Source organism: Psychrobacter sp. ASPA161_6, assembly GCF_051970285.1.
In the GTDB taxonomy this organism is placed as follows: Bacteria; Pseudomonadota; Gammaproteobacteria; order Pseudomonadales; family Moraxellaceae; genus Psychrobacter; species Psychrobacter glaciei.
The window spans coordinates 226,766-250,489 of sequence record NZ_JBEFNJ010000001.1; the positions used below are offsets into that span (position 1 = coordinate 226,766).

Annotated in this window: 24 protein-coding genes; 12 read left to right on the forward strand and 12 right to left on the reverse strand. The window is 44.3% G+C overall.

Features of this window, described 5'->3' with window-relative positions; all coding sequences use genetic code 11:
• The first annotated feature begins 252 nt into the window (after positions 1-252).
• The 6 genes from ACTQ9T_RS00925 to ACTQ9T_RS00950 all read left to right on the forward strand — a co-directional run bounded on the left by ACTQ9T_RS00925 (position 253) and on the right by ACTQ9T_RS00950 (position 8,039).
• Positions 253-1,701, forward strand: a complete 1,449-nt coding sequence (locus ACTQ9T_RS00925; protein ID WP_440463791.1) for an imelysin family protein — start codon at positions 253-255, stop codon at positions 1,699-1,701.
• A gap of 446 nt (positions 1,702-2,147) precedes the next feature.
• Positions 2,148-3,803 (forward strand): di-heme oxidoreductase family protein, encoded by a 1,656-nt coding sequence (locus ACTQ9T_RS00930; RefSeq protein WP_440463792.1) that lies wholly within the window; start codon positions 2,148-2,150, stop codon positions 3,801-3,803.
• Between the two features lie 41 nt (positions 3,804-3,844).
• Positions 3,845-4,993 carry an imelysin family protein gene (locus ACTQ9T_RS00935; protein ID WP_439293008.1) on the forward strand — a complete coding sequence of 383 codons (1,149 nt, stop codon included), beginning with the start codon at positions 3,845-3,847 and terminating at the stop codon, positions 4,991-4,993.
• Positions 4,994-4,996: 3 nt separating this feature from the next.
• Complete coding sequence (locus tag ACTQ9T_RS00940; RefSeq protein WP_440463793.1) at positions 4,997-6,610, forward strand: DUF1513 domain-containing protein; 1,614 nt, start codon at positions 4,997-4,999, stop codon at positions 6,608-6,610.
• A 22-nt stretch (positions 6,611-6,632) separates the two neighbouring features.
• Positions 6,633-7,295, forward strand: coding sequence for a M48 family metallopeptidase (locus tag ACTQ9T_RS00945; RefSeq protein WP_440463794.1), 663 nt, complete (start codon positions 6,633-6,635; stop codon positions 7,293-7,295).
• A 141-nt stretch (positions 7,296-7,436) separates the two neighbouring features.
• On the forward strand, positions 7,437-8,039 hold the full coding sequence (locus ACTQ9T_RS00950) for a methyltransferase domain-containing protein (RefSeq protein ID WP_440463795.1): 603 nt from the start codon (positions 7,437-7,439) through the stop codon (positions 8,037-8,039).
• Here ACTQ9T_RS00950 and ACTQ9T_RS00955 read toward each other — a convergent pair.
• Positions 8,020-8,688 (reverse strand): HD domain-containing protein, encoded by a 669-nt coding sequence (locus ACTQ9T_RS00955; RefSeq protein WP_440463796.1) that lies wholly within the window; start codon positions 8,686-8,688, stop codon positions 8,020-8,022. The two genes, ACTQ9T_RS00950 and ACTQ9T_RS00955, sit on opposite strands and share 20 nt — an antisense overlap.
• Positions 8,689-8,732: 44 nt before the next feature.
• On the reverse strand, positions 8,733-9,641 hold the full coding sequence (locus ACTQ9T_RS00960; RefSeq protein WP_210540453.1) for a hydrogen peroxide-inducible genes activator: 909 nt from the start codon (positions 9,639-9,641) through the stop codon (positions 8,733-8,735).
• A gap of 277 nt (positions 9,642-9,918) precedes the next feature.
• On the opposite strand from ACTQ9T_RS00960, the gene ahpC reads away from it, so the two are divergent.
• The gene (ahpC, locus tag ACTQ9T_RS00965; protein ID WP_010201562.1) at positions 9,919-10,485 is read left to right on the forward strand and encodes an alkyl hydroperoxide reductase subunit C; all 567 of its coding nucleotides are present in this window, start codon (positions 9,919-9,921) and stop codon (positions 10,483-10,485) included.
• 176 nt (positions 10,486-10,661) lie between these two features.
• On the opposite strand, the gene ACTQ9T_RS00970 is transcribed toward ahpC, so the two are convergent.
• Entirely contained in the window at positions 10,662-10,910 is a 249-nt protein-coding gene (locus tag ACTQ9T_RS00970) for a YdcH family protein (RefSeq protein WP_440463797.1), read from the reverse strand.
• A 214-nt stretch (positions 10,911-11,124) separates the two neighbouring features.
• On the reverse strand, positions 11,125-11,373 hold the full coding sequence (locus ACTQ9T_RS00975) for a YdcH family protein (protein ID WP_440463798.1): 249 nt from the start codon (positions 11,371-11,373) through the stop codon (positions 11,125-11,127).
• A 488-nt stretch (positions 11,374-11,861) separates the two neighbouring features.
• Between ACTQ9T_RS00975 and ahpF the strand changes: the two genes are divergently transcribed.
• Both ahpF and ACTQ9T_RS00985 read left to right on the forward strand, forming a co-directional pair.
• Positions 11,862-13,439: an alkyl hydroperoxide reductase subunit F gene (gene ahpF, locus ACTQ9T_RS00980; RefSeq protein WP_440463799.1), complete on the forward strand. Its 1,578-nt coding sequence runs from the start codon at positions 11,862-11,864 to the stop codon at positions 13,437-13,439.
• Positions 13,440-13,676: 237 nt separating this feature from the next.
• Positions 13,677-15,125 (forward strand): alanine/glycine:cation symporter family protein, encoded by a 1,449-nt coding sequence (locus ACTQ9T_RS00985; protein ID WP_440463800.1) that lies wholly within the window; start codon positions 13,677-13,679, stop codon positions 15,123-15,125.
• A 74-nt stretch (positions 15,126-15,199) separates the two neighbouring features.
• On the opposite strand, the gene ACTQ9T_RS00990 is transcribed toward ACTQ9T_RS00985, so the two are convergent.
• The 5 genes from ACTQ9T_RS00990 to ACTQ9T_RS01010 form a co-directional block, all read right to left on the reverse strand.
• Positions 15,200-15,943: a glutathione S-transferase family protein gene (locus tag ACTQ9T_RS00990; RefSeq protein ID WP_440463801.1), complete on the reverse strand. Its 744-nt coding sequence runs from the start codon at positions 15,941-15,943 to the stop codon at positions 15,200-15,202.
• Between the two features lie 157 nt (positions 15,944-16,100).
• The gene (locus ACTQ9T_RS00995; protein ID WP_010201553.1) at positions 16,101-16,433 is read right to left on the reverse strand and encodes a TIGR01244 family sulfur transferase; all 333 of its coding nucleotides are present in this window, start codon (positions 16,431-16,433) and stop codon (positions 16,101-16,103) included.
• A gap of 119 nt (positions 16,434-16,552) precedes the next feature.
• Entirely contained in the window at positions 16,553-16,879 is a 327-nt protein-coding gene (locus ACTQ9T_RS01000) for a beta-lactamase hydrolase domain-containing protein (protein ID WP_010201552.1), read from the reverse strand.
• A 214-nt stretch (positions 16,880-17,093) separates the two neighbouring features.
• Positions 17,094-18,803 carry a SulP family inorganic anion transporter gene (locus tag ACTQ9T_RS01005; protein ID WP_210540446.1) on the reverse strand — a complete coding sequence of 570 codons (1,710 nt, stop codon included), beginning with the start codon at positions 18,801-18,803 and terminating at the stop codon, positions 17,094-17,096.
• A gap of 56 nt (positions 18,804-18,859) precedes the next feature.
• On the reverse strand, positions 18,860-19,198 hold the full coding sequence (locus ACTQ9T_RS01010) for an ArsR/SmtB family transcription factor (protein WP_228293161.1): 339 nt from the start codon (positions 19,196-19,198) through the stop codon (positions 18,860-18,862).
• A gap of 411 nt (positions 19,199-19,609) precedes the next feature.
• Between ACTQ9T_RS01010 and ACTQ9T_RS01015 the strand changes: the two genes are divergently transcribed.
• From ACTQ9T_RS01015 to trxC, 3 genes are all read left to right on the forward strand, one after another.
• Complete coding sequence (locus ACTQ9T_RS01015; RefSeq protein ID WP_010201548.1) at positions 19,610-20,482, forward strand: MBL fold metallo-hydrolase; 873 nt, start codon at positions 19,610-19,612, stop codon at positions 20,480-20,482.
• Between the two features lie 312 nt (positions 20,483-20,794).
• Positions 20,795-21,415 (forward strand): class I SAM-dependent methyltransferase, encoded by a 621-nt coding sequence (locus tag ACTQ9T_RS01020; protein ID WP_440463802.1) that lies wholly within the window; start codon positions 20,795-20,797, stop codon positions 21,413-21,415.
• A 119-nt stretch (positions 21,416-21,534) separates the two neighbouring features.
• A complete protein-coding gene (gene trxC / locus ACTQ9T_RS01025) occupies positions 21,535-21,969 on the forward strand; it encodes a thioredoxin TrxC (RefSeq protein ID WP_010201540.1) in 435 nt (144 codons plus the stop codon).
• Positions 21,970-22,106: 137 nt separating this feature from the next.
• Here trxC and ACTQ9T_RS01030 read toward each other — a convergent pair whose 3' ends face one another.
• The 3 genes from ACTQ9T_RS01030 to ACTQ9T_RS01040 all read right to left on the reverse strand — a co-directional run bounded on the left by ACTQ9T_RS01030 (position 22,107) and on the right by ACTQ9T_RS01040 (position 23,576).
• On the reverse strand, positions 22,107-22,508 hold the full coding sequence (locus tag ACTQ9T_RS01030) for a hypothetical protein (RefSeq protein WP_240215218.1): 402 nt from the start codon (positions 22,506-22,508) through the stop codon (positions 22,107-22,109).
• A 241-nt stretch (positions 22,509-22,749) separates the two neighbouring features.
• Entirely contained in the window at positions 22,750-23,109 is a 360-nt protein-coding gene (locus ACTQ9T_RS01035; protein WP_189585536.1) for a SirB2 family protein, read from the reverse strand.
• Between the two features lie 140 nt (positions 23,110-23,249).
• On the reverse strand, positions 23,250-23,576 hold the full coding sequence (locus tag ACTQ9T_RS01040; RefSeq protein WP_201592111.1) for a BolA family protein: 327 nt from the start codon (positions 23,574-23,576) through the stop codon (positions 23,250-23,252).
• Positions 23,577-23,724: the final 148 nt, after the last annotated feature.

Below are 23,724 nucleotides of genomic sequence, written 5' to 3' on the forward strand. Positions count from 1 at the left end.
GTAAGAATAGTGCAAAAAAGGTCAGCAATACGCTGGCCTTTTTTTGGGCTTAGAATTTGATAAGGCAGCTTTTGATCAACGGTAAGACCCAATCCTTAAATTATATTTGATAATAGTTATCAATAACATTATAATTCGCAAATATTTGAATATTTCAGCAATAGTAATGACAGTGTTTAGCAGCTATGACCCTATACATCAGTCATTTATTGTACTTGCCTTTTTTTATAATGTATCTCATCGAGGACGTGTATGAATATGACCACAGTGACGAGCCGTAAAATTTTACCGACTACTTTAGCCGCTGCGCTTGCAGGGATACTGCTGGTATCGGGTTGTACCAAGCAAGCCAATGACGATACCGCCACTGATGCACAAACAGAGGTACAAAATACAGACGCTGCCAATAATAAAACCACATCAGGCGCAGAGCAAGCCAATATCGATCGCTTGGCACTTAGCTATGTAAATATGGCTCATGCTGCCTATAAAGATTCATTAGACACCGCAAAGACTTTGCAGACGGCAGTGAATGCTTATGTAGATGCGCCAACTGAAGCGAATCTTGAAGCGGCAAAAGCTGCCTATAAAGCGGCGCGTCAGCCTTACTCACAGACTGAAGTGTTTCGTTTTGATGAAGCATTTGTGAGCGCTGATGACCAGCGTGAGATTGGTAGCGTCGATGGCTGGGAAGGACAGGTCAATGCATGGCCGCTCGATGAAGCGCTCATTGATTACGTCAGCGACGACTATGAAGGTGAATATAACAGTCAAGACAATATCATCAATAGTGATAGCATTGCCGTCGGTAGCATTAAGCAAGATACCAGCACGATTACGCCGCAACTGTTAGCAGACATGAATGAAATCGGTGGTAGCGAAGCCAACGTAACGACCGGCTATCATGCGATTGAGTTTATGCTATGGGGACAAGATACCAACGGCGTCGGTGAGGGTGCGGGCAACCGTCCGATCAGCGATTACAATACCACCGATGGCGAATGTACTAGTGGTGAAAGCGCCAATACCGATGCAAGCATTTGTGAGCGTCGCGGCGAATTCTTAAAGGCCGCTGCGCAGTTATTGGTTGATGATTTGACCGCGATGGAAGCCCAGTGGCAGCCTGACAGTGAGCATACCTTACGCAGCGATATGATAGCGCGTAAAGATAACAATGGCCTGCGCCAGATTATGTATCAGATGGGCAGCTTGGCATTTGGCGAGCTGGCCTCTCAGCGTATGCAGGTCGCTTTCGTCACAGGATCTACCGAAGACGAACATGAGTGCTTTAGTGACTTGACCCATCTGAGCTACGCCAATAATGCTCGCGGTATTCAGAATGTCTTTAATGGCAGCTACAAGACCCTCGCGGATAAAACCGTGGGTGGATATGGCGTGAAGAACTACCTGATTGATACGGGTCATCAGGATGTTGCTGATAAGCTGGCTGCTGACTTTAGTAAAGTAGAAAGTGATTTTAATATCATCGTCGAAAAAGGCGAAAAAGAAGGTATTAAGATTGATCAAATGATCGCGACCGTTGGCCAAGCAAGTAAACAAGGTATCTCTGCTGAAGAGCAAAATGCTCGTCGTGGTTGGATCGAGACGGCCATTACCAGCTTGCAGGAATTGACGACTGGTATCGAAAGCGCGGCAAAAGCGGTTGGTATTGATAATCTAGATGCTGATGCGGGTTCATAGTTTTAAGCTAGGCTGTTTATACGCTTACTAGGGCGTGTCTTCATTTCAAAAATGGTGATAAAAATGAGATAAATTGCCGTCAAACAAGAAAAATAGTGCAGATAATATCGGGATATTAACCAGCTATTTGACGATGTTTGGCAAGATTTAGCCATTTTTAGCCCATTCAGATGATTATCGAGTGAATTGAAGACACGCCCTAGCGTCAGTTGTATTCATTTATAATGCCTGATAAGTCGCTATAAGTGAATGAGAATTATTTTCATAAGAAAGTAATTTATGTATAATACACACGTTGTCAATCTCGGTTGGCAATGTGTTTTTTTATGCCCTATTAAAATAACGCTACCAGCCAGCTTTCTTACAGTTGTACCCTGTTGACTGTAACGACATATTGTTATGGTGCGCGATTTTGATGGTTCTATACTAGCGCTAAGGCAATGCTTATGAACGCCATTTCTGCCACGAAAGACAAACTATCTATGTCTCTTCATACCTCTTTATTGTCTAAAAATACACCGTTAAAGCTTGCGATTAGTGCTCTCTGCGTCTTGTCACTTACGGCTTGTCAGCCCACTGACAGCTCATCCGCTAATAAGAATGACGTCAATGCTGATAAGCAGGATCAGGATAAAGCCTTGTCTGCTGAACGCAGTCAAAATATCGAAGCGCTGGCTGGGGTACCCATGCAGCAGCTTGCCTCCTTTGACCCGCAAGAGATTAAACAAGGCGGTGATAGCGGTATTAGTATTACCAGTGCTGAGAGTTACTCAAAACCTTCATCAAATCTCACCGCCTTACGCAAAGGTTCTTTTTTCATTGGTAATGCGTTCTTTCAACAACCGTGGGTGATTGCCCCTGCTAGCACGGACAGCCGTGACGGTCTTGGCGCGTTATTCAATGTCGCCGCCTGCCAATCATGCCATGTCAAAGATGGTCGTGGGCACGCGCCGATGAGCAGCAAGGACGATGCTGATAGTTTATTGATACGTCTGTCTATGCCAGCGACAACGGATGAGCAGCGTCAGAAATTGCAGGATTCCCTGATCGAAAAAGTGGTGCATCCTATGTATGGCGGTCAGCTACAAGATCGCGGTATTCAGGGCGTACCGGCTGAAGCGCGAATTGCGGTACAGTGGACCGATATGCCAGTTACTTTTGCCGATGGTTATGTCGAAACCCTACGTGCGCCTATCTTTAAGTTGACCAAACCCGGCTATGGGGCGTTTGATAATGAAATGATGGTATCACCGCGAGTGGCTTTACCAATGATTGGGCTTGGGCTCTTAGAACAAATACCTGACGATGATATTAAAAAACAAGCGGTCAATAACAATAGTACTAGCGACATCAGTGGCAAGTTTAACTGGGTGATGGACCCGCAAACTGGCAAGCATGCGCTTGGTCGTTTTGGTTGGAAAGCCGGTCAAACCAAGCTGATTACACAAAACCAAAGTGCCTTTAATGAAGATATGGGGCTGACCTCAAACATTCGTCCTCATGAATCCTGCATGCCGAGCCAAACCGCTTGTATTAACGCGACTACTGGCGCTGATGAGCAAGGTAATGGTAAGCCGCCCGTCGAAGTGAATGATGAAATAGCCAAGTTTGTAGAATTTTATACGCGGAATTTAGCGGTGCCACATCGTCGCAATGCCGATGATAAGCTGGTACTGGCTGGTAAAAAACGTTTTTATGATATGGGTTGTCAAAGTTGCCATACGCCAAGATATCAGTTGCCAAAAACCGATGACGATCATCTTGAGCAGCATGGACAAGTCATTTATCCTTATACGGATTTGCTGCTGCATGATATGGGTGATGCGCTTGCCGATCGCACGATAGCGGGCAAACTACCAGCAAAAGATGCGCAAGTTGAGTTTTTGGCCAACTCATACGAGTGGCGTACTCCTGCATTGTGGGGAATTGGTCTGGCTCAAACCGTCGATCCACAAGCGACCTTTTTACATGATGGTCGCGCGCGCACGCTGATGGAAGCGGTACTATGGCATGGCGGTGAAGCAGAAAACCAACGCCAAAAAGTATTGAAATTAGATAAGCAAGGACGCGCTGAATTAAACGCCTTCTTAAAATCATTATAAAAGTGATATAAATTACTACTTATCCCATTACCGAGAAACTTATGAAAATAAACCCTGCATTAGCAATGGCGTTATCGGCACTGAGTGCTGGATTACTCATCAGTTGTGTCAAGCCTGCCGATGAGAATAAAACAGCAGAGGTGGATAGCCAAACCGTCGCGCAAGATGGCGCTGCCTCAAACAGTACGGCCGCCGATAGCGCGAATGACGAACAGATAGTCGCCATAGATATCAGTGCGGAGACCGAAAAAACTTATCTGACGCATGTGGCTAAAGACATTGTCATTCCAGCTTATGCGGATGCGGCGAAGCAAAGTGATTTGTTACATGATTTGGCGCAGAAGCATTGTCAGCAAGCGCCTGTCAGCGGTGATGCTTTGCAAGCATTGCGTGCTCAGTGGTTGGTGCTGGCGCAAGCATGGGCGAGTGCTGAGATGATCAACTTCGGTCCTGCGACTGCTAGTATGAGCAACTTGTACATTAACTATTACCCTGACGAGCGCGGTCTGGTGCACAGTGGTGTTGCAGAGCTAATCGCGGCCAATCCAAAACTAACCCCAGAGCAGCTCGCTAACGAGAGCGCTATTGTGCAAGGCGTACCAGGTCTGGAAGAGGCGCTATTTGCCAATGACAGCTTGAATGCTGCTCAATGTGCTTATGTAGTCAGCGCCAGCGCGGCACTAAGCACGCGATTAAAAGACATCGAAAGTAACTGGCAGCAGAACGCTACGACTTTACTGGCGATTGATAAAACGGCTGATAGCGATCAAGGTTTGAACCAGTGGTTTAACGCTTTATTGTCATTGATTGAGACGATGAAGACCAATGCTATTGATGAACCATTAGGTCTCACAGGCAAAGCCAAGGGTCATCTGCCTGCTGCTACTGCTGGACAAAGCCGCGCTATTATCAATGCTAAGTTGGCTACCTTGAATAAAACGCTGACTGACCCGGTATTGACGGCCATTCTTGGTAGCAATGATGAGAATGCTATTGCGGCCAGTCTATCAAGCGAGCTGGCTGATACCACCACGCTATTGGCGCAGATGCCAGAGGATTTAGCGACTGCCGATAAAGCCAAGCAGCAAGAATTGTTTGATCATTTTACGACCATTACCCGCCTGATGAAGCGCCAATTGATTCCGACCCTTGGTATCCGTGTTGGCTTTAACAGCAATGATGGCGATTAAGTCATGCAAACCTCTGAAGCCCATACCGCTGCGATAGCTAAACGTCATAGCGCGTCATCTAAAGCAGCGCCTAAACAGGCAAACAAGCGCTCAAATCATGAGCAGCTGGTGACGTCGGCTTTGACCACGCTCGGTAGCGTATTGGGAACGGCGGCATTGATTGGTATCCATCATCACTATCGCAAGCAGCATCAGCCTGAAGCAAAGTTGCAAGATTATGTGTCGGGTGTGCGTGCTCAGCTGTATACATTGCGAGAATCGCCCAAGCCACAGCTAATCCGCTGTCGCTACGCCTATCAGCAAGCATCTGCTGCGTGGCAACGGGCTTATCATGATGATATCGATGATAGACAGCATGATAGTAAAAATACCGTCACTGACCTGATGGCAATGCATAGCACCGTTATGCTGGCGCGTCCAGTATGCTGGGTCAGTGGCGTGGCATCCATGCCAAAAACCCTCTCATTGATAAATAAAGATAACAGTCATGATGACAATAATGATGAAACTGGCTTTGGGGTAGTCGGTATCGATGCAGACCGACAAATCGTTTGGCAGACGACCATGCCTGAGCGTGTCCACGATATTGTTGTCCAGCCAATCGCTAATATTCAAAATATTCAAAACAGATTAAATGCTCATAACCGTCAACGTGATGTCGTGGTGTTGGGTCGCCGCCCTAGTGAAAGTTTTTGGGTATTAGACACAGCGACAGGACAGGTAAAGTTTGCTATAAAAGCGGCTACTAATCGCCATTTTTATGGGCATGCTTGCTACAGTTTGGATGGCTCAAAGCTATACGTCACTGAGAATGATACGATAAGCTTGGCGGGTAAAATTGGTATCTACGATGCTCATGATAACTATAATAAAATAACCGAATTTGACTCGCACGGTATTGGGCCACATGAGCTGATTATGCATCCAGATGGCGAGACGCTGGTCATCGCTAATGGCGGTATCAAAACCGAACAAGCCTCTCGTGAAGAGCTGAATCTCGATACCATGCGTCCATCGCTGACTTATCTGAGTCGTCATGACGGGACGCTGCTTGAGCAAATTATCCCTGAACACAATCAGATGAGTGTGCGTCATTTGGCCATACATGACGATGGCACGGTGATGATTGGTATTCAATTTCAGGGTGAGAGACATATCAATGTGCCGTTAGTGCTGACCCATCATCGCGGTGATTCTGACTTTAAATCATTGGTTATGCCCAATAATCACTGGCAATGCTTCCATCAATACATTGCCAGTGTGGCGGTTGATAGTGAGCGCAATTTGTTATGTGTGACCACACCAATTGGTGGCTGTGCAGCGATTTATGATTTAAACACACGCATGCTGATTGATGCTGTGCGTTTGCCGGATTGTGCAGGAGCTTCGCTAGTAGCTGGTCAGGCATCTGGTCAAACTAAAAGTAATCATGGAGCGTCAGGCTTTATCGTCAGCGATGGGCACGGGAAACTAACCAGATTACGTGTCAATACTCTATCAGTAGAAACATCGGGTGTAGCAGAATCAAATTCAAAGCATACTGCCGACATTATGGTGCAGGACAGTCAAATACATAATATGTCTTTTGACAATCATTTGCAGGCAGTCTTAGCATAAGCGGTACAGGGGAGACATCACGATGCCGCAACAGAGTACGTCGCTCTTATTAGATATGGCGAGACAACAGCTGGTACAAGCGGGTATTGTGCTGCACGTGACCAAAAAGCGCGTCAAAAATATCAATTTTCGCCTAAAGCCTTATGCGCTCATGGTCTCTGTACCGATGTCTATCAGCCCCAGCCAAATCGCCCAAGCTGTCGACAAGCGCGTATCATGGGCGCTAGACAACCATCCGCAAGTGTTAGCGCGTTATCATCACAAGCAAACCCCGAAACCCAAAGCGTCAACCTCGGATAGCCCCGTGCTCTTATGGGGCATCGAACAATCATTGAGGTTAAATCACGATGAAAAAATCGCTTATTATCGGCAACAACTTACTGAAGTAAATCCAGCACTATTTGCCAAGTGGCAACCGATAGTCGGTGCTACTGCTAATGACGTGAGGTTGAAGAAGATGCATACGCGCTGGGGCAGTTGTAACACGCGTGCGCGTCGAATTTGGTTATCCGTATATCTTCCTGCTTACCCGATTGAATGCACCGAATACGTCATTGTCCATGAGCTGTGTCATTTGCATCATGCCAATCACAGCAAGGCGTTTTGGCAAACGGTAGCGGCAGCGATGCCGGATTATCAGCAGTGGCACGATATGCTAGCAGGCAAGTCTGGTCAGCTGGATTAAACGCCTCACACAAATGATATAAAGGCATTCGTTAACCCTAACATACCTGCTATGATAAGCGCTCACGTCGCAATACATCTATCATTCAAATAATAGAATGATAGATGTATTGTAGATGCATGGTATATACAGGGATGTCATATGGACAACGTCAATCAAGCTGAATTTTGGCAGCAGCGTTATGAGACTGGTAGCATACAGTGGGATATGGGACAGGTGTCACCACCGCTAAAAGCTTACATCGATCAACTGCCTGCGTCTGCTAAAGATCAGGCTATTCTAGTGCCAGGGGCAGGCAATGCCTATGAGGTTGGCTATCTACACGAGCAGGGTTTTACCAATGTCACGTTGGTTGATTTTGCGCCTGCACCGATTGATGCGTTTGCAGAGCGCTATCCTGACTTCCCAGCGGCGCACCTGATTTGTGCAGATTTTTTTAATTTATCACCTGAGCAATATCAATTTGATTGGGTGCTCGAGCAGACGTTTTTTTGTGCGATAAATCCGTCACGTCGTGATGAGTATGTCGAGCAGATGGCCGCCTTATTGAAGCCGCAAGGCAAACTGGTTGGCCTGCTTTTCAATGTGGATTTTGGCCGTGATGAACCGCCTTTTGGTGGCACAAAAGATGAATATCAGCAGCGTTTTGAGCAGTATTTTGATATAGAGATTATGGAAGCCAGCTATAACTCGCATTCTGCACGTCAAGGCAGTGAGTTATTTATCAAGCTACAAGCGAAGTAAGCTCACGCTTGATATTATCTCGCGCTTGCTCTTCTAATCGTTCAAAGTAATAATCGGTCAGATATAGTCTTGGATGCGCCAACAATCCTTTTAACACCGCTGTTCGTCCGATACAGTAATCGGTAGCTGGCACGTGTGCATACTCTTTACGTACCGTAGATGCATACGGTTCATATTCAGACCATGCAGCACCCAAAACGCTCAAATCCATATCTAACAGATAAGCCGCATCGCTGCACTTATCATCGTCTGCTAATGCATCAAGTTGATGAGTAGCTGTCATCATGATAAGTGCATAGATATGTTGGCATTGTTCCGCGCTCAAATATTTCCATAACGCTTCCACCGCATAGTCTGCACTTTTAAGCTCATTATCTGCCCGTGTTGGCTCGTATATCACATCGTGATAATACAGTGCTAAAGCGATGATATGGGGTTCATAAAGGTTGTGCTTAATTTGTTCAAACTGCGCAAACAACTGCTTAATGTGGTGCAGGGTGTGATAAGCGCGATGGGCTTCGTTATAACGGGTAGCGACAGCTTGCCAAAGCATCTCTACCTCTACTCGATCAATATCATTAGCGATGACAGACAAGTGCATGGCGAAATGCTGACCAAGGTCGGACGTTACGTGCGAAACATCGTTCATATCTATTCTACAACGCCTAGTTCATGATTGTTTTAACGGTCAAATCAGTCCTGATGAGCTGCATCTTCAAAGGCTTGTTTAAACACCTTGCCCAATAGATTTACATCGTCGACACGGGCATAATTCAAACGGGTGACAAAGGCGATGTGGCGATGTGGGCCTTTTTCTGCTAATGGCACCGCGACGGCATTTTGGTTTTGCAGATGCAGTTGATCCAGCGCCATCTCAGGTACTAAGGTCGTACCCATATTAGCGAGTGCCATCTGAATAAGCGTGTTTAAGCTAGCGTCAGAAAAGCTCGATTTCATTTGCGCTCGATCAAAATGACAAACCGATAGCGTCTGATCGGTCAGGCAATGTCCTTCACCCAGCAGCATAAGATTGGCAGTAGCGAGATCCTCAGAATCAATGGTGTCAAGCTTGGCATGGACATCGTCTTTTGGGAATACTGCGAAGAAGTCTTCACTCCAAAATTCAAAACTGTGCAAGCCGTCTACGGCATAGGGTAGCGCAATGATTGCTGTGTCAATATGACCGTAACGCACTTGCTCAAGCAAGCGTTCGGTTTGTTGCTCAACGATGGTCATGCGAAATTCTGGATAATTGGCTCGCAGTGCAGGCAGGACTTTTGGCAGCAAATAAGGAGCAATCGTTGGAATGATACCCACGGTCATCGGGTAGGCAAGCGGCGTTTGATGACTGTGCGCACGGGTGGTCAAGTCGCTCACTTCAGAGAATACACGTTGCGCCCGCGTCAGGATATCTTGCCCAATAGGAGTGATAAGCACTTGTTTGTTATTACGCTCAAAAATCTGTGTGTCTAGTTGCTTTTCTAATTCTGCGATACCTAAGCTCAGGGCAGACTGCGAAATATTACAATCTTCTGCTGCCCGTTTGAAATGGCGGTGTTTAGCGACTGCTAAGGCAAATTCAAGTTGACGTAAGGTAATCATAAGACCTCTTTTTTGGTTGTTTTTCACGCAAATGACGATACTTATGCATCTTGGTCATTATCGAGATTTACCGATAGCACACTGATGACATGAAGTAGATAGAATAGTTTAACAAGTTTAATAAAACAAAACATCACATTAAAAACTTTTAACTGGATTAACCATAGAATTCGCGTATAGTTTGTCAGGTAGCCCAGATAGTTCAAGGCTTAACAGAAACAATCAAATAAATAAGCACCATTAAATTAATCACACTTAATCAAAAAAGGAGCCAATCATGGCGTCTATTATCAATCAAGAAATCCCAGAATTTTCAGCAGATGCATATGTAAACGGTGAGTTCAAAACCATCACTTCAGAAGATGTAAAAGGTAACTGGGCGATTTTCCTATTTTACCCAGCTGATTTTACTTTTGTTTGCCCAACTGAGCTTGAAGACATGGCAAACCATTACGAAGAGCTACAAGGTTTGGGCGTAGAAGTATACTCAGTATCGACTGACACTCATTTCACGCATAAAGCATGGCATGATTCTTCAGACGCAATTGGTAAAGTAAATTATCCAATGATCGGCGATCCTACTGGTAAAATCACTCGTGGTTTTAACGTGATGATCGAAGAAGCAGGTCTAGCTGAGCGCGGTACATTCTTAATCGATCCAGACGGTTTGATTCAGGTTGCTGAGATTCATGCTGGCGGTATTGGCCGTAGCGCAAAAGACATGCTGCGTAAAGTAAAAGCGGCACAATATGTCCGTGAAAACGATGGCGAAGTTTGCCCAGCAGCTTGGGAACAAGGCGGCGATACATTGAAGCCAAGTCTTGACCTAGTCGGTAAAATCTAGGTTAGTAAAACATAAGTAGTTATCCAACTATTTAGCAAGACGTAACGCTGTTTTCATTACTTTCTTAATTTGAACCAGCGCTATAAGTAAAGACCCCATCAGCCTACGTTGATGGGGTCTTTTTGTATCTTAAGCTAAAGGTTTATTAGTTTTATTTATCGGTTATAAATGAACGATTACGCTTGAGATTGTACTTTATTCTTATCTATGGTTTTGTAAATCTCATCTTTGAGCTGTAGCTTGCGCCGCTTCATTTGTTCGATTTCTTCATCGCGGCTGGCGTGTTTGACCACGTCATTCTCAAGCTTATTAATTTGCCTGTCCAGTATAGTATGTTCATCGAAGATACTCGCAAAGTGCGCATCTTTTTGCTTGAGCTCATCGATGATGTCGCTGTGATCTTGCCATTTATCAGTCATGGTCATGTTGTCATCCTTGTTATTTAGCGTGTGCTTAGCATAAGCAGTGACGCGTTGTGGTTAAGACAGATTATGATTGTGAGACTTGTTGATTATAAAATTAAGATTTATAAAACTAAATGTAAGAAATTCTTAGCAGTAATTTTGGGGTGTATCCTCGATTTGAACGAAAGTGCTCAGATAGGATAAAAATGAGGACACGCCCCTAATAAATGAAGTATTAAGCGTGAGATTGCGTTTTGTTTTTATCAATTATCTTATAAATTTCATCTTTAAGGTGTAGTTTTCGACGCTTCATCTGTTCTATTTCATCGTCACAGCTGCTATGTTTTATCAAATCCTTTTCGAGATAATTGATCTTCTCATCCAGCTGAGTATGTTCAGCAAAAACACTCGCAAAATGGCTGTCTTTTTGCTTAAGTTCAGCGATAATTTCTTTGTTATCTAGCCTTGTATCAGTCTTTCTCATCTGGTCATCCTTGTTATGAAGCGCAAGCTAACGATCAGCATCAGCGCATTGTCGTTAAGATTTATGATTGTGAGACTTGATTATTACTCAACCAAACCGCTATTACGCTCAATAGTGATAAGGCTTAATACAAGCAGAAATAGCCTTTGATAAGCACGCATAAAAGCCAATCTTCCGCTAGGAAACAGGAATTATTCCTATTGCTCTTATTCGATTGTAGCGAAAAAATCATCTTGATACTATGATAATAATCCTCTTATAAGTTTAAATTTAATTATAAATACCAATTAATGATTGGTTTTATAAAACATAAGGTTTGGGTTTCTCAGCTTGCTCAAATCTATGGAACCTATGATAATAGGGACATCAAAAGGCACAAGCCTTATCCAAATAACACTTTAAACGATATTACTTACTACAGATTTTCCATCTTTAAACGTGCAACCGCTTAGTTGCCGTTACATATTAAATAATAATGAGGAACAAACATGATAGATCAAAGTTTATTAGATGCCATCAAGAGCTATAGTGAAAACATGACCCGTCCAATTACCTTTGTCTTAGGTAATGGTACGCATGAAAAGCGGGCAGAGTTGATTGACTTTTTGACCAAAATCGCTGGTACGACTGACAAAATCAATTTTGATGCAGAAGCGATTGATGAGAGCTTGCCTAGTGCGATTAGTTTTAAAGTCGTCAGTCATGTTGATGGCGATTTGGCTGATACTGGTATCGTCTTTAGCGGTATCCCTGGTGGTCATGAGTTTACCTCGCTTATCTTGGCAATCTTGCAAGCGGGTGGTCATACGCTAAAACTGGACGAAGGTATTCAAAAGTTAGTCAAACGCTTTAATAAGCCATTACAATTCCAGACCTATGTGTCATTGTCTTGCCACAGCTGCCCAGAAGTGGTACAAGCGTTGAACCAATTTGCCTTATTGAATGACGACATCAGCAATGAGATGATTGATGGTGCATTATTCCAAGAGCAAGTAGAAGCGAATAACATCCAAGGAGTTCCAGCGGTATTTTTAAACGGTAAGCCGTTTGCTAATGGACTAATTGATACGGCTAAGTTGATCGGAAAATTGCAAGAGCAGTTCCCTGACTTGTTGTCAGAAGTGGAAGACGACGCTGAGCAATTAGAACAACAGGATGTCACTATCATTGGTGCTGGTCCTGCTGGGGTCGCTGCTGCCATTTATACCGCGCGTAAAGGTCTAAAAGTGACCATGGTCGCTGATCGGATCGGTGGGCAGGTCAAAGATACGCAAGATATCGAAAACTTGATTTCTGTACCATTGACGACAGGTACACATCTATCAGCAGACTTCGTCAAACATTTAGGCGAATACAACATCACGCTAAAAGAGCACGTCAGCGTTAAAGAAATCGGCGAGACGTCGGAAGAAAACTATAGTATTCATCTAAATACGGGTGAGACTTTTGAGACGCGCAGTATTATCTTAGCGACGGGTGCCCAATGGCGCAAGCTTGGTGTACCAGGTGAAGAAGAGAATATTGGTAAAGGCGTGGCTTTCTGTGCCCACTGTGATGGCCCGTTCTTTAAAGGTAAAGAAATCTCTGTCATCGGTGGCGGTAACTCTGGTGTCGAAGCGGCGTTAGACCTTGCCGGTATTGTGAAGCATGTGACCGTGCTTGAGTTCGCTGATGAGCTAAAAGCGGATCAGGTATTGATCAACAAAGCCAAAGAGAGATCAAACATCGAGTTCATCACTGGGGCGGCGACCAAAGAGATTAAGGCCACTGATGGTAAAGTCAGCTCCATCGTCTTTGAAGATCGCAAAACAGGTGAAACCCATGAGCGTGATTTGTCCGGTGTCTTTGTACAGATTGGCTTAGTACCCAATACTAGCTTTGTCAAAGGCTTCGTGGATTTAAACCGCTTTGGTGAAATTGAGATTGATGAGCGCTGCCGTACGGATCGCAAAGGTATCTTTGCTTGTGGTGACGTCACGACTGTGCCATTTAAGCAGATTAACATCGCGATGGGTGAGGGTAGTAAAGCAGCATTGTCAGCGTTTGAATACTTGGTTATGCAGTAAGTTTGACATTAGTTTGAATTTGAAAAGCCACCTCTTTTGAGGTGGTTTTTTTGTGCTATCGTATAGATACGTCTATATAGAACAAATCCTAATATTTAGAAAATGGTAATTTAAGTAAACCAATAACGCGATTTTTCTCAGAAAATATCAGTATTTACGTTACAAACTCGTGTTGTTGATGCAATAATGAGCTCAATAAAACCTATCATATGATCATGAACTATAAGGAAAATAGGCATGGAATATATTGAAGCTTTTTTTGCTCTAGTCGGGGATCTAACGTGGGGCTGGGCACTTATCCCTATGTTAGTTATTTTTGGTTTATTATTTACCATCGTGGGTAGATTTGCCCAGTTTAGATATTTTAAACGTATGTTCCGTGTATTTAAAACGGATGAGGTAGGAGACGACGGAATTTCTGCCCGTCAGGCGTTGCTCGTTTCTATTGGTGGACGTGTTGGCGGCGGTAACATTGCTGGCGTTGCGGTTGCAATCTCTTTAGGGGGTCCGGGAGCGGTATTCTGGATGTGGGTTGTGGCCTTAATTGGAATGATGACTAGCATTGTTGAGTGTAGCTTAGCCCAGCTTTACAAGCGTAGAGATACTGATGGTAACTTTCGCGGTGGCCCTGCGACCTATATTTTACATGGCTTAGGTAAAGACTATCGCTGGCTCGCCATCATCTATGCGATCTCGCTACTACTGTCTTTTTCTATCGGGTTTGTGGCGTTTCAAGGCAATACGGTGGCAGGATCTGCTCTTGAAAGTTTTGGGATTGACCGCTGGATAACAGGTGTAGTACTGGTGATTGCAGGTGGATTCATTGTCTTTGGCGGTATTCAGCGCATTGCTAAAGTGGCCGACGTTGTCATTCCTGTTATGGCATTAATTTATATCAGTATGGCACTTATTATTATTGCATTTAATTTTACAGAATTGCCTGCATTGATAGTAATGATTGTCAAAAATGCTTTTGGCATTGAATCTGTCGTGGGCGGTGGTATTGGTGTGGCGATTGAGCAAGGCATGAAGCGTGGTTTATTCTCTAATGAAGCAGGTCTGGGTTCTGCACCTAATATCGCTGCCACCGCTTACGCTACTCATCCTGTGAGTCAAGGTATCTCGCAGTCATTATCTGTGTTCATTGATACGTTAGTCGTATGTAGTGCCACAGCATTTATGATTTTACTGAGCGGTGTCTATCAGCCAGGTGCTGAAGTTGATGGTATTGTACTGGCACAGCAAGCGCTAACGACCCAGCTCGGAGATTGGGCGCAGTATATCCTGACCATATCGATATTGTTATTTGCCTTAAGCTCTATCATGTATAACTATTATATGGGTGAAAATGCCATTAACTTTTTGGTCAAAAAGAATATCAAAATGGCGACTCTGATTTTGCGAATTGTTGTGATTGCGGTATTATTCTTGGGCGCAGTGGCCCCTGCAGCAACCGCAGTGTTCTTCTTTGCGGACCCGTTGATGGGCGTGCTAGCGCTAGCAAACTTATTGGCCTTGATAATGTTGTTTCCGCGAGCCAAGCGTCTACTTGACGACTTTGCAAGTCAGTTAAAATCAGGGGTTAAAGAGCCATTATTCGATGCGCAAGAGTATGAAAAGTTAGATCTTGATTTGAGCGCATGGGGTAAAAAAGCGGTAAAAGAAGCGTTAGACCAAAAACAGTAGTACACGTACGCTTTATTTATCATGAAAGAAAAAACCACTTTAACTGAGTTAAAGTGGTTTTTTTATGCAAGATACTATTTATTCGCCAATACGCCAGCTATCGATATTATCTCGCCTGCTTCATCTTCTTCGATGACGCGTGTCTCTTTTAAAGCTGAATCGATCCAAGCTTGTATATGAGGATTGTTTAACATCGTCTCACAGTACTGTTTAGTCGTCGGCTTTAATTCTATGCTGGAGGCATCAGCATAGGTTTGCAAGCGTAGTACTACAGGCGCAAAAAAAGCATCGGCAGCAGTGAATTGACCAAAAAGGTAGCTGTCTTTTGAGCGATTTTTTAAACAATCCGCAAAAATCTCTTCGATACGAGCAATGTCAGTTAAGCAGGCATTGCTTGGTTGTATCTTAGCAGTCGCTCTGATATTCATCGGCATCTCATTACGAATACCCGCTAGACCAGAATGCATCTCAGCGACGATGCTTTGGCAATAGGCGCTATTTATTCTGATGCTAGTAGGGCTTTTAGTCTCAGACTTACTCAGTCCTGTCCAAACATCTACGTTGGTAAAATAATCATTGATATGAATGGCAATCGCCAAGGTATCCCAAACCGTAACCTTGTCATCATTTTCACCATAGACTAAAACGGGCACTTTGCCTGTTGGCGCATGCTCATCGAGAATTGATGTTGCTGAAGGATGAAACAATTCGATAAGCTGCTCATCAAAATCAACATTGAATGCTTTGAGCAACAGCCACGCTCGTAGCGACCAAGATGAGTAGTTTTTATTACCGATGATGAGAAGTGGTTTTTGCATCATAAAGTCCTATTAAATTGTATAAATAAAATTTAATTATGTACCCAATGCTGAAAATTGACCAGTCTATAGTTTAGTAATATTCAAAAAAATGCCCGTCCAAATTTTGGACGGGCGTTTTCGTTTTTTAAACAATTATACGTTTGTTAGATTCGTCTTAGTCGTCTAACAAGTCCATGCGCTTAGCGGCTTCGTAGATACCCGTTGAGCGGTTACCCGTACGGCAAAATATTAACACTGGCTGCTCGGCTTGATTAAAGAAGTCAGCAAACTCCTCAACGTGGTTTTGATTGAGCTCACTACCGGCGAATGAGACTTCTTTATAAGCAAGTCCTGCTTCTTTAGCAGCTGCTTCGATATCAGCGCTGGTAGGTTGTCCAGGCTCTTCGCCATCAGGACGATTGTTGATAATGGTTTTGAAGCCGTTTTCGGCAAGCATAGGGACTTGATCAGGGGTAATTTGTCCCGTAATACTGATTTCGTGGCTCATAAGAGCTCCTTTTATTGTTTATATGAAAGAGTGAGCTGTAAAGTGTAGGAATACAGCATCTAAGCCTAGGCTTATTGCAGTCATTTCTAAAGAGAAGGTGTGTAAGCGTTATTGCCGTTTTATAGCAGCCCTTGCATCAACGCGCTTTGATAAAGGAGTTTGGCGCGAGCACCAGTACCACAAAACATCAATATGGGCTTGGGCATTGAGTGATAAAAGACGGCAAACTGTTCTACGGTCAGCATACTCAGGCGCTCATCATCAAAAGGTAGGTGATGATACGTCAGATTTGCCTGCTTCGTTGCAGTCGCCAAGTCACAGCTATTAGGCTGTGTCTCGATCTCAGCATCTGGACGTATATTGAGTACTGAGCGATAGCCCAGCTCAGCAATCTTGACACATTGGCTTGGGTATATTTGCTTATAAATCGTTAAATCATCGGTCATAAAAAGGGTCATTTACGTTTATTAAAAAATGTTAAAAACACTAAAGCGTCGATTTGACGTCTAAATGTTGTCTTATTTTAGTTCGGCTTGATTTAGCTTGTTTAGATTGAGTGCAGCCATACAACAAGCTAGCATACTATACTCTCTATCATAACGATATTTTGTTGCAGACATCAATAGTGATTGTATGGTTGACGAAAATAGTAGGGCGTATTTATATTTGCTTTAGGTCATTAACGGCATCCATAGTACTGAGGTACACCTGTCCTGATAGCTCAGCAATTAGCGGAGTGTGCTCGATGACATCCATGACTGGGCCTTTAATAAAGCTAAAGTGTAAATGCTTGTTTTGCAGGGCCAGCTCTTGATTTAAGGTGCTGAGCATTTCCTGCGCGGTCAGATCAATATGATTGACCGCGGCCATAATGAGAATCAGCTCATGCGCTTCGGGATATTGTTGTAAGGCATTTAAGATGCGCCGATGTACCGATTCGCTATTACCAAAAAACAGACTCTCATCGATACGTAACATCAATAAATTATGAAAAGTGACGACATCGTGGCGATTGATATTGCGAAAGTGTCCTGTCCCAGCCAATTGTCCGACGATGGCGACGTGTGGTTGGCTCGATTGCCAGATGAGACTGGCAAATGACACCATGAGACCGATGACCAGTCCGGTATTTAGCCCAAATATTAGTACCCCTACAAACGCTGCGATAAAGCTTGCGCCGTCTAAGCGATCCCGTTGCCAAGCGGACTTTAAGGTCGCAATATCGATCAAGCCAATGATGGATGCCATGATGGTTGCGCCAAGCAAGGCGTAAGGCAACGGCGCAAGCGCACTATTAAAGGCGATTAGTGCGGCAATCATCACCAGCACCGTCATCAGGCTGGCGAGTGGAGTTTTGGCACCTGAGTCGACATTGATTGCCGTCCGTGAAAACCCGCCTGCCACGGCAAAGCTCTGAAACAATCCACCAGAAAGATTGGCGAGTCCAAGTCCTGTCAGCTCACGATTGGCATCAAACTTCTCACCGCGCAGTCGCGCATAGGTGCTGGCGACGGAACTGCTGGAGACAAAGATAATAAGTGCCATCAATCCTGCGGTTGGTAACAGTTTGAGCGCTTCTTGGATGTCTGGTATATGGGGCAGTGTAAAACGTGGTAACCCTTGCGGAATATTACCAATAGTCGCCACGCCACGCGCGTCCCAATGCAGTGCCATACTGAGTAAAATGGCAATGCCGAGCAAAATAAGGGGAAACAAGCGTTCTGCCCATTTGGCAGATGAGGATGACAGCCACGTTCGCCACACCCATTTGCTACCGTAGCGATTTGCGACCAAGAGCGCAAAAGCGATCACGCCAATCAACAAGGTCAACGGATGTAGCTGGCGCGCATATAACTGCATGGTCGATAAATAACCGATTAGGCTGCTGCCCGCGATCGGGATATCCGTTAAGTATTTGAGCTGACTGACGAAAATGAGAACCGCCGCACCGCTCACAAATCCTGCCGATACGCCGCGACTGATAAACTGCATGATCCAGCCAAGCTTGAGCCGTCCTGCGATCCAAAGCAGTGACCCCACCATCAGTGCCAATAGACTTGCCATTAGGGCATACTGCTCAGTGCCTTGCTCAGCGTAAGGCAACAAACTACTGGCAGTCATAATAGCGGTGATGGCCACCGGTCCGACCGCTTGTACATTGCTAGAGCCAAGCCAAGCATAGACGATGACAGGCACAATCGCAGCGTACAGACCATAGACGGGCGGCAAGCCTGCAAGTACGGCGTAGCCTAGGCTTTGCGGTATCACCAGTACGCCCACCACCAGCCCAGCGATGACGTCAGTTGGCAAGGCAGCCAGCTGATACTGGCGCAGCCAAGTGGGAATGAGGCGAGCAGCGATAGAGGTCATATCAATACGTCATCACAATAAATAAAGTTAAAAACAGCTAAGAACTCAATAACCAGTTAAGTATCTGTTTTGGCACAAAAGCGTTGATAAAGTAGCTCTAAGACCGCTAAGGCATCGTCGCTGGCGATGCTATAGTAAATTTGCTTACCGTCGCGCCGTGTCGCGACCAGCTCATCCTTGCGCAATATGCCTAACTGCTGCGATAAGCTTGGCTGTCCAACACCGACCAAGCCCTCAAGCTCACCAACGCAATACTCACCTTGAGTCAATTGACAGAGAAGGAGTAAGCGATCAGGATGCGAGAGTGACTTTAGTAATTGGCTGGCTTGTAGCGATGCTTGTTGCATCTGTTTGGCCAGATCTAGCGGTACAGAGTCTGCGTTATTGACTGACATAGGGTCGGCCTTACTGTCAGTAGAGGTAGCCAATGCTGAGGTAGAAGTTGTCAGAGTGAGCTCCTTATATAAAACCAGGATAAAGGTCGCGTGGTTTTTATAAAAGTGATGAGTGATTACCGTTAATTATCAATGATATCGCAGCTTACATCAAGTTATATTTATTTACATTATATAATTTGATAAATTGTATGGTGATTGCTATATTGGTATTAACGTTAAGAAAGCATGTTAAAAAGGCATGCTAAAAATTTGACCGCTGATGTTGTCGGCGGCGTTGATATTAACTGCAATAATTTATAAACATTCAATATGCATTGTTTTTTGAATTAAATATTGTATATGACGATCCATTATACTTAAAGAATGGTTCGAAGGTTAAAACAATCCTATAAAAGCAAAGAGGCAGCTATGCAAGTTCATTCTTTTTTAGATAGCGATACAGAAACTTATACTCACGTTATCGCTGATACCGAACAGAAACTGTGCGCCATTGTCGATCCCGTACTGAACTTTGATGCCAAGTCAGGCAGAACGAGTACCAGTAGTGTGGATGAAGTGATTGAGTTCGTACGTGAGCAGGGCTGGGCGCTTAAATATATTATCGAGACGCATGCGCATGCAGACCATCTATCTGCTGCTATTCACGTAAAAGAAAGTCTTGGTGGACAATTAGTAATTGGTCAGCATATTACCGAAGTACAAAAAATCTTTAAGCAAATCTTTAACTTTGACACCAGTTTTCGTACCGATGCCAGTCAGTTTGATATTTTGACCGACGAGGGTGAAACACTAGCGCTTGGCGGTATCACCATTACAGCCATGTATGTGCCAGGCCATACACGTGCTGATATGGCTTATCTGGCGACTGACGATGAAAAGACAGTGGTATTCGTTGGAGATACCTTGTTCGCGCCTGATGTCGGTACAGCACGCTGCGACTTCCCCGGCGGCGATGCCAAAACGCTCTATCAGTCTATTCAAAAGCTGTTGGCGCTTCCTGAAGATACAGTCATGTATCTGTGCCATGATTATCCAGGTGAAGGCCGTAAGCACTGTCCAACAGCGACTGTTGCTGCACAAAAACTAGAAAACATCCATGTCAAAGACAGTATAAATGAAGCCGAGTTTGTGCAGATGCGTGAGCGCCGCGATGCGACTTTGGGTATGCCACGCCTTATCATTCCTGCCGTACAGATTAATATTGATGCAGGACATTTCCCAGAGCCAGAAGACAATGGTACGCGTTATTTGAAAGTGCCGATCAATGTCCTTGGTGAATAAACTATAGTGAGTGAGAAGTAATATTGATACACCACTCACTGCTGATATCGATTTTTCTTGCTTGCTGTGCCTGCGCAGATAGAGGCTACAAAAAATTGATATCAGCAATACCGTCGCGTTTTTAGAATATTTTGACTATAAAATATTTTGACTATAAATAGTGCAATAAGTGATAACTGCCATCTTATGCCTCACTACGCAAGTATTGTATGATTGATATCTATCAGAATGCTACTCTGTAGATTATCTGCTGTACAGAAGCTTGGTATGAATATCCACAAGCGCTAAATATGGCAATGACTGGAGAGAATAATGAACCCTTATGAGCGCTATGTGTTGCCCAAGCTGATAGATGTTGCTTGTAGTACAGGTAACGTGATGAAAGCACGTTCTAAAATTGTTCCTCAGGCGTTAGGCGAGGTATTAGAAATTGGGATTGGCAGTGGTCTTAATTTGCAATTTTATGATGCCAAAAAGGTTTCTTCTGTTATTGGTATCGACCCAGCGGCTCAAATGCAGACATTAGCATGCAAGCGCGCCGCTGACATTAGTATTCCAGTTGAAGTGATAGCCGTTGATGTCCAAAGCATTCATGCGGATACGGATCAATTTGATACGATTGTGATGACCTTTACCCTATGTAGTATTGATGATCCAATAGCCGCACTTCGAGAAATGGCGCGCGTGTTAAAACCTAGCGGTCGCTTGTTGTTTTGTGAGCACGGCTTAGCGCCAGATTTTTCTGTTGAGCGATGGCAGCATCGACTGACGCCTTTTTGGAAACCGATGGCCGGTGGTTGTCATTTAGATCGTGACATTCCAGTACTGATTAGAGCGGGTGGTTTTGTCATTGACGAGCTGAGCGAAGAATACTTTCCCGGCCCAAGACCGATGAGCTATGTATATAGTGGCGTGGCACAGCAAGTGGCGTAGAGAATCAATATAATTGACTATGCTAAAATTGCTCGTAAAACCAATTCAAATAGCTTTTAGTTAAAAATACCAAAGTCGAATTTTCGAGACCATAAAATAATTAGAATAGGAATCATATGATGAGTGAGCAAAGTTTTCATCTGGTCTGCCCACATTGCCAAGCAACCAACCGTGTACCTGCTGCACGGCTAAGCGCTGCACCGAAATGTGGTAAATGTAGTCAGCCATTATTGACAGCAAGTCCGTGTGAGCTGAACGCGCAAACAGCCAATAAAGTCATCCAAAAAAACGAGGTGCTGACCATCGTTGATTTTTGGGCAAGCTGGTGTCAGCCTTGTATTATGATGGCACCAGAGTTCAAAGTCGCTGCTGGTCAGTTGCCGCAAGTGGTCTTTGCCAAAGTGCAAACGGATAAATATGAGCAGGCGGCCGCTCCCTATAATATTCGCAGTTTACCAACGATGGTGGCCTTCAAAAACGGCAAAGAGGTCGCGCGTCAGTCAGGTGCGCTGCCTAGCAATCAAATCGTCCAATGGGTGCAAAGCTTACGCTGATCGTCGCTGATGGCTCAATTGATTATGTTTGTTAGGTGGGATAAAAGTCGTTAAAAAAGCCAATATGCTTATCGCGTATTGGCTTTTTCATTGTGTGGTGGCGCTATCTTAATCATTTAGACAGCTTTTGCTTAATGTTACTCACCATAAATCTTAACACCATTGGCAAAGCTACAACGTTGAATACGCGCCGATTGGACAATCGCATCACGCTCGCCATAAAGCCGTGATAACTTGGCATCGCGGGCTTTGGTATTGTTACTTTTGCCAACACCAAAGCTGATATTCGGTGAGATGCCCCAGCGGCCTGCAGAAACCCCAACACCCACACCCGAAGCGGACAAGGTTGATTGCTCATTACGAGTGGCCTCAACATAGCGATTGACACGGACGTACTCTTGGCTCAGTGCTTGGCAGTCATAGCTCTGATAAGTGCTTGGCGGCACATATTGCGGCGTGATATTACCAGTAGAAGCGCAGCCTGAGAGACCCAACATGCCGGCTGATGCCAATAGTGTCGCTATAGTAAAAGTTTTCATAATGGCTCCATAGGGCTAAGTAAGGGTATGTGGCGTCGTCGCGATTTTAAGTAAAATCATCGTGATTGCTTTGCTTATAGTCATCTGCTTGCAAACCTCTATTCTTAATAACGAGCATGCAAGGCATTGTATTTATTTAAGATAGCAAAAATACTGGAATTAAGATATTAAAAATACACGCCCTAGTAGCCATTCATTCCGCAATCGGTCTATCTAAGCTCAGTCAGACATAGAGTGGCGATTAAAACAAATTATCAGGTTTGCTAAAGGCCAGTAACACAATACCAATATAAGCCACGGCAGCGATAAGAATGCCAGTTTTGGTTTGACCAGGTGTCGCGTGAGTTTGAAAGGCTTTTATACTGGCACTAATAGCCGCCACGAGTAAGATTATTTTGGCGAATACCCATTGTACAGGCGCATTGGCATTCATCAGTTGCATCAGCATTATAGCCCCTGAGAGGATGAGCAGCGCATAGAGGACATGGGTGGCTATTTTGATCATGCGCGGCGCCCGTATATTGGCGCTTAATGCGAGATAGCTTTGGTATAAAAATAGCACAATCACCAATACTGCCATGAGCATATGTAAATGTTTCATTGGATGTCATTTCCTTTAACGGCGCAATTTGTAAGTCTGTAAAAAATCACGTGATGTACGGTTTTTAAATGGCTACCACACCGTGAGCAAAGTATTTTTATGATTGTCATTTAACTAAAACTTCGTTAGCTAAAGTACATCTAAGCTTTATTTTGTCCGGCACATAACGGGCTATCAGGGCTTTGACCTTGCCATTCAATTGGCGTAAAAGCATGAATTGCTAAGGCATGTACCTGACCACCCTGAGAGGTCAATAAAGCATTAACCAAGCCATATACCAGCTGATGACGCGCTACTAAGCGCTTGCCTTCAAAAGCGTCACTCACGATAGTCAGTTTAAAGTGGCTTTCTTTACCATCGAAGTAACCAGAATGATTCATCGATTCATTAATCAATTCGATATGTTGTGGTTGTAATACCTGTAGCTCATGTTGGAGCGCATCAGCAGTGGGTGAGTGGGTACTCATAAGAATCCTTTGTTTTGTGGTGCTTAGCAAACTTTGAAGCAATATTTGAGACCGTGTGGTGGCCATTATAACAGACGCTGACAACTGTACAGAAAGCTATTGGATAGACCATAGCACATGCGACAGTTTTAAGATAATACAGCCAGCT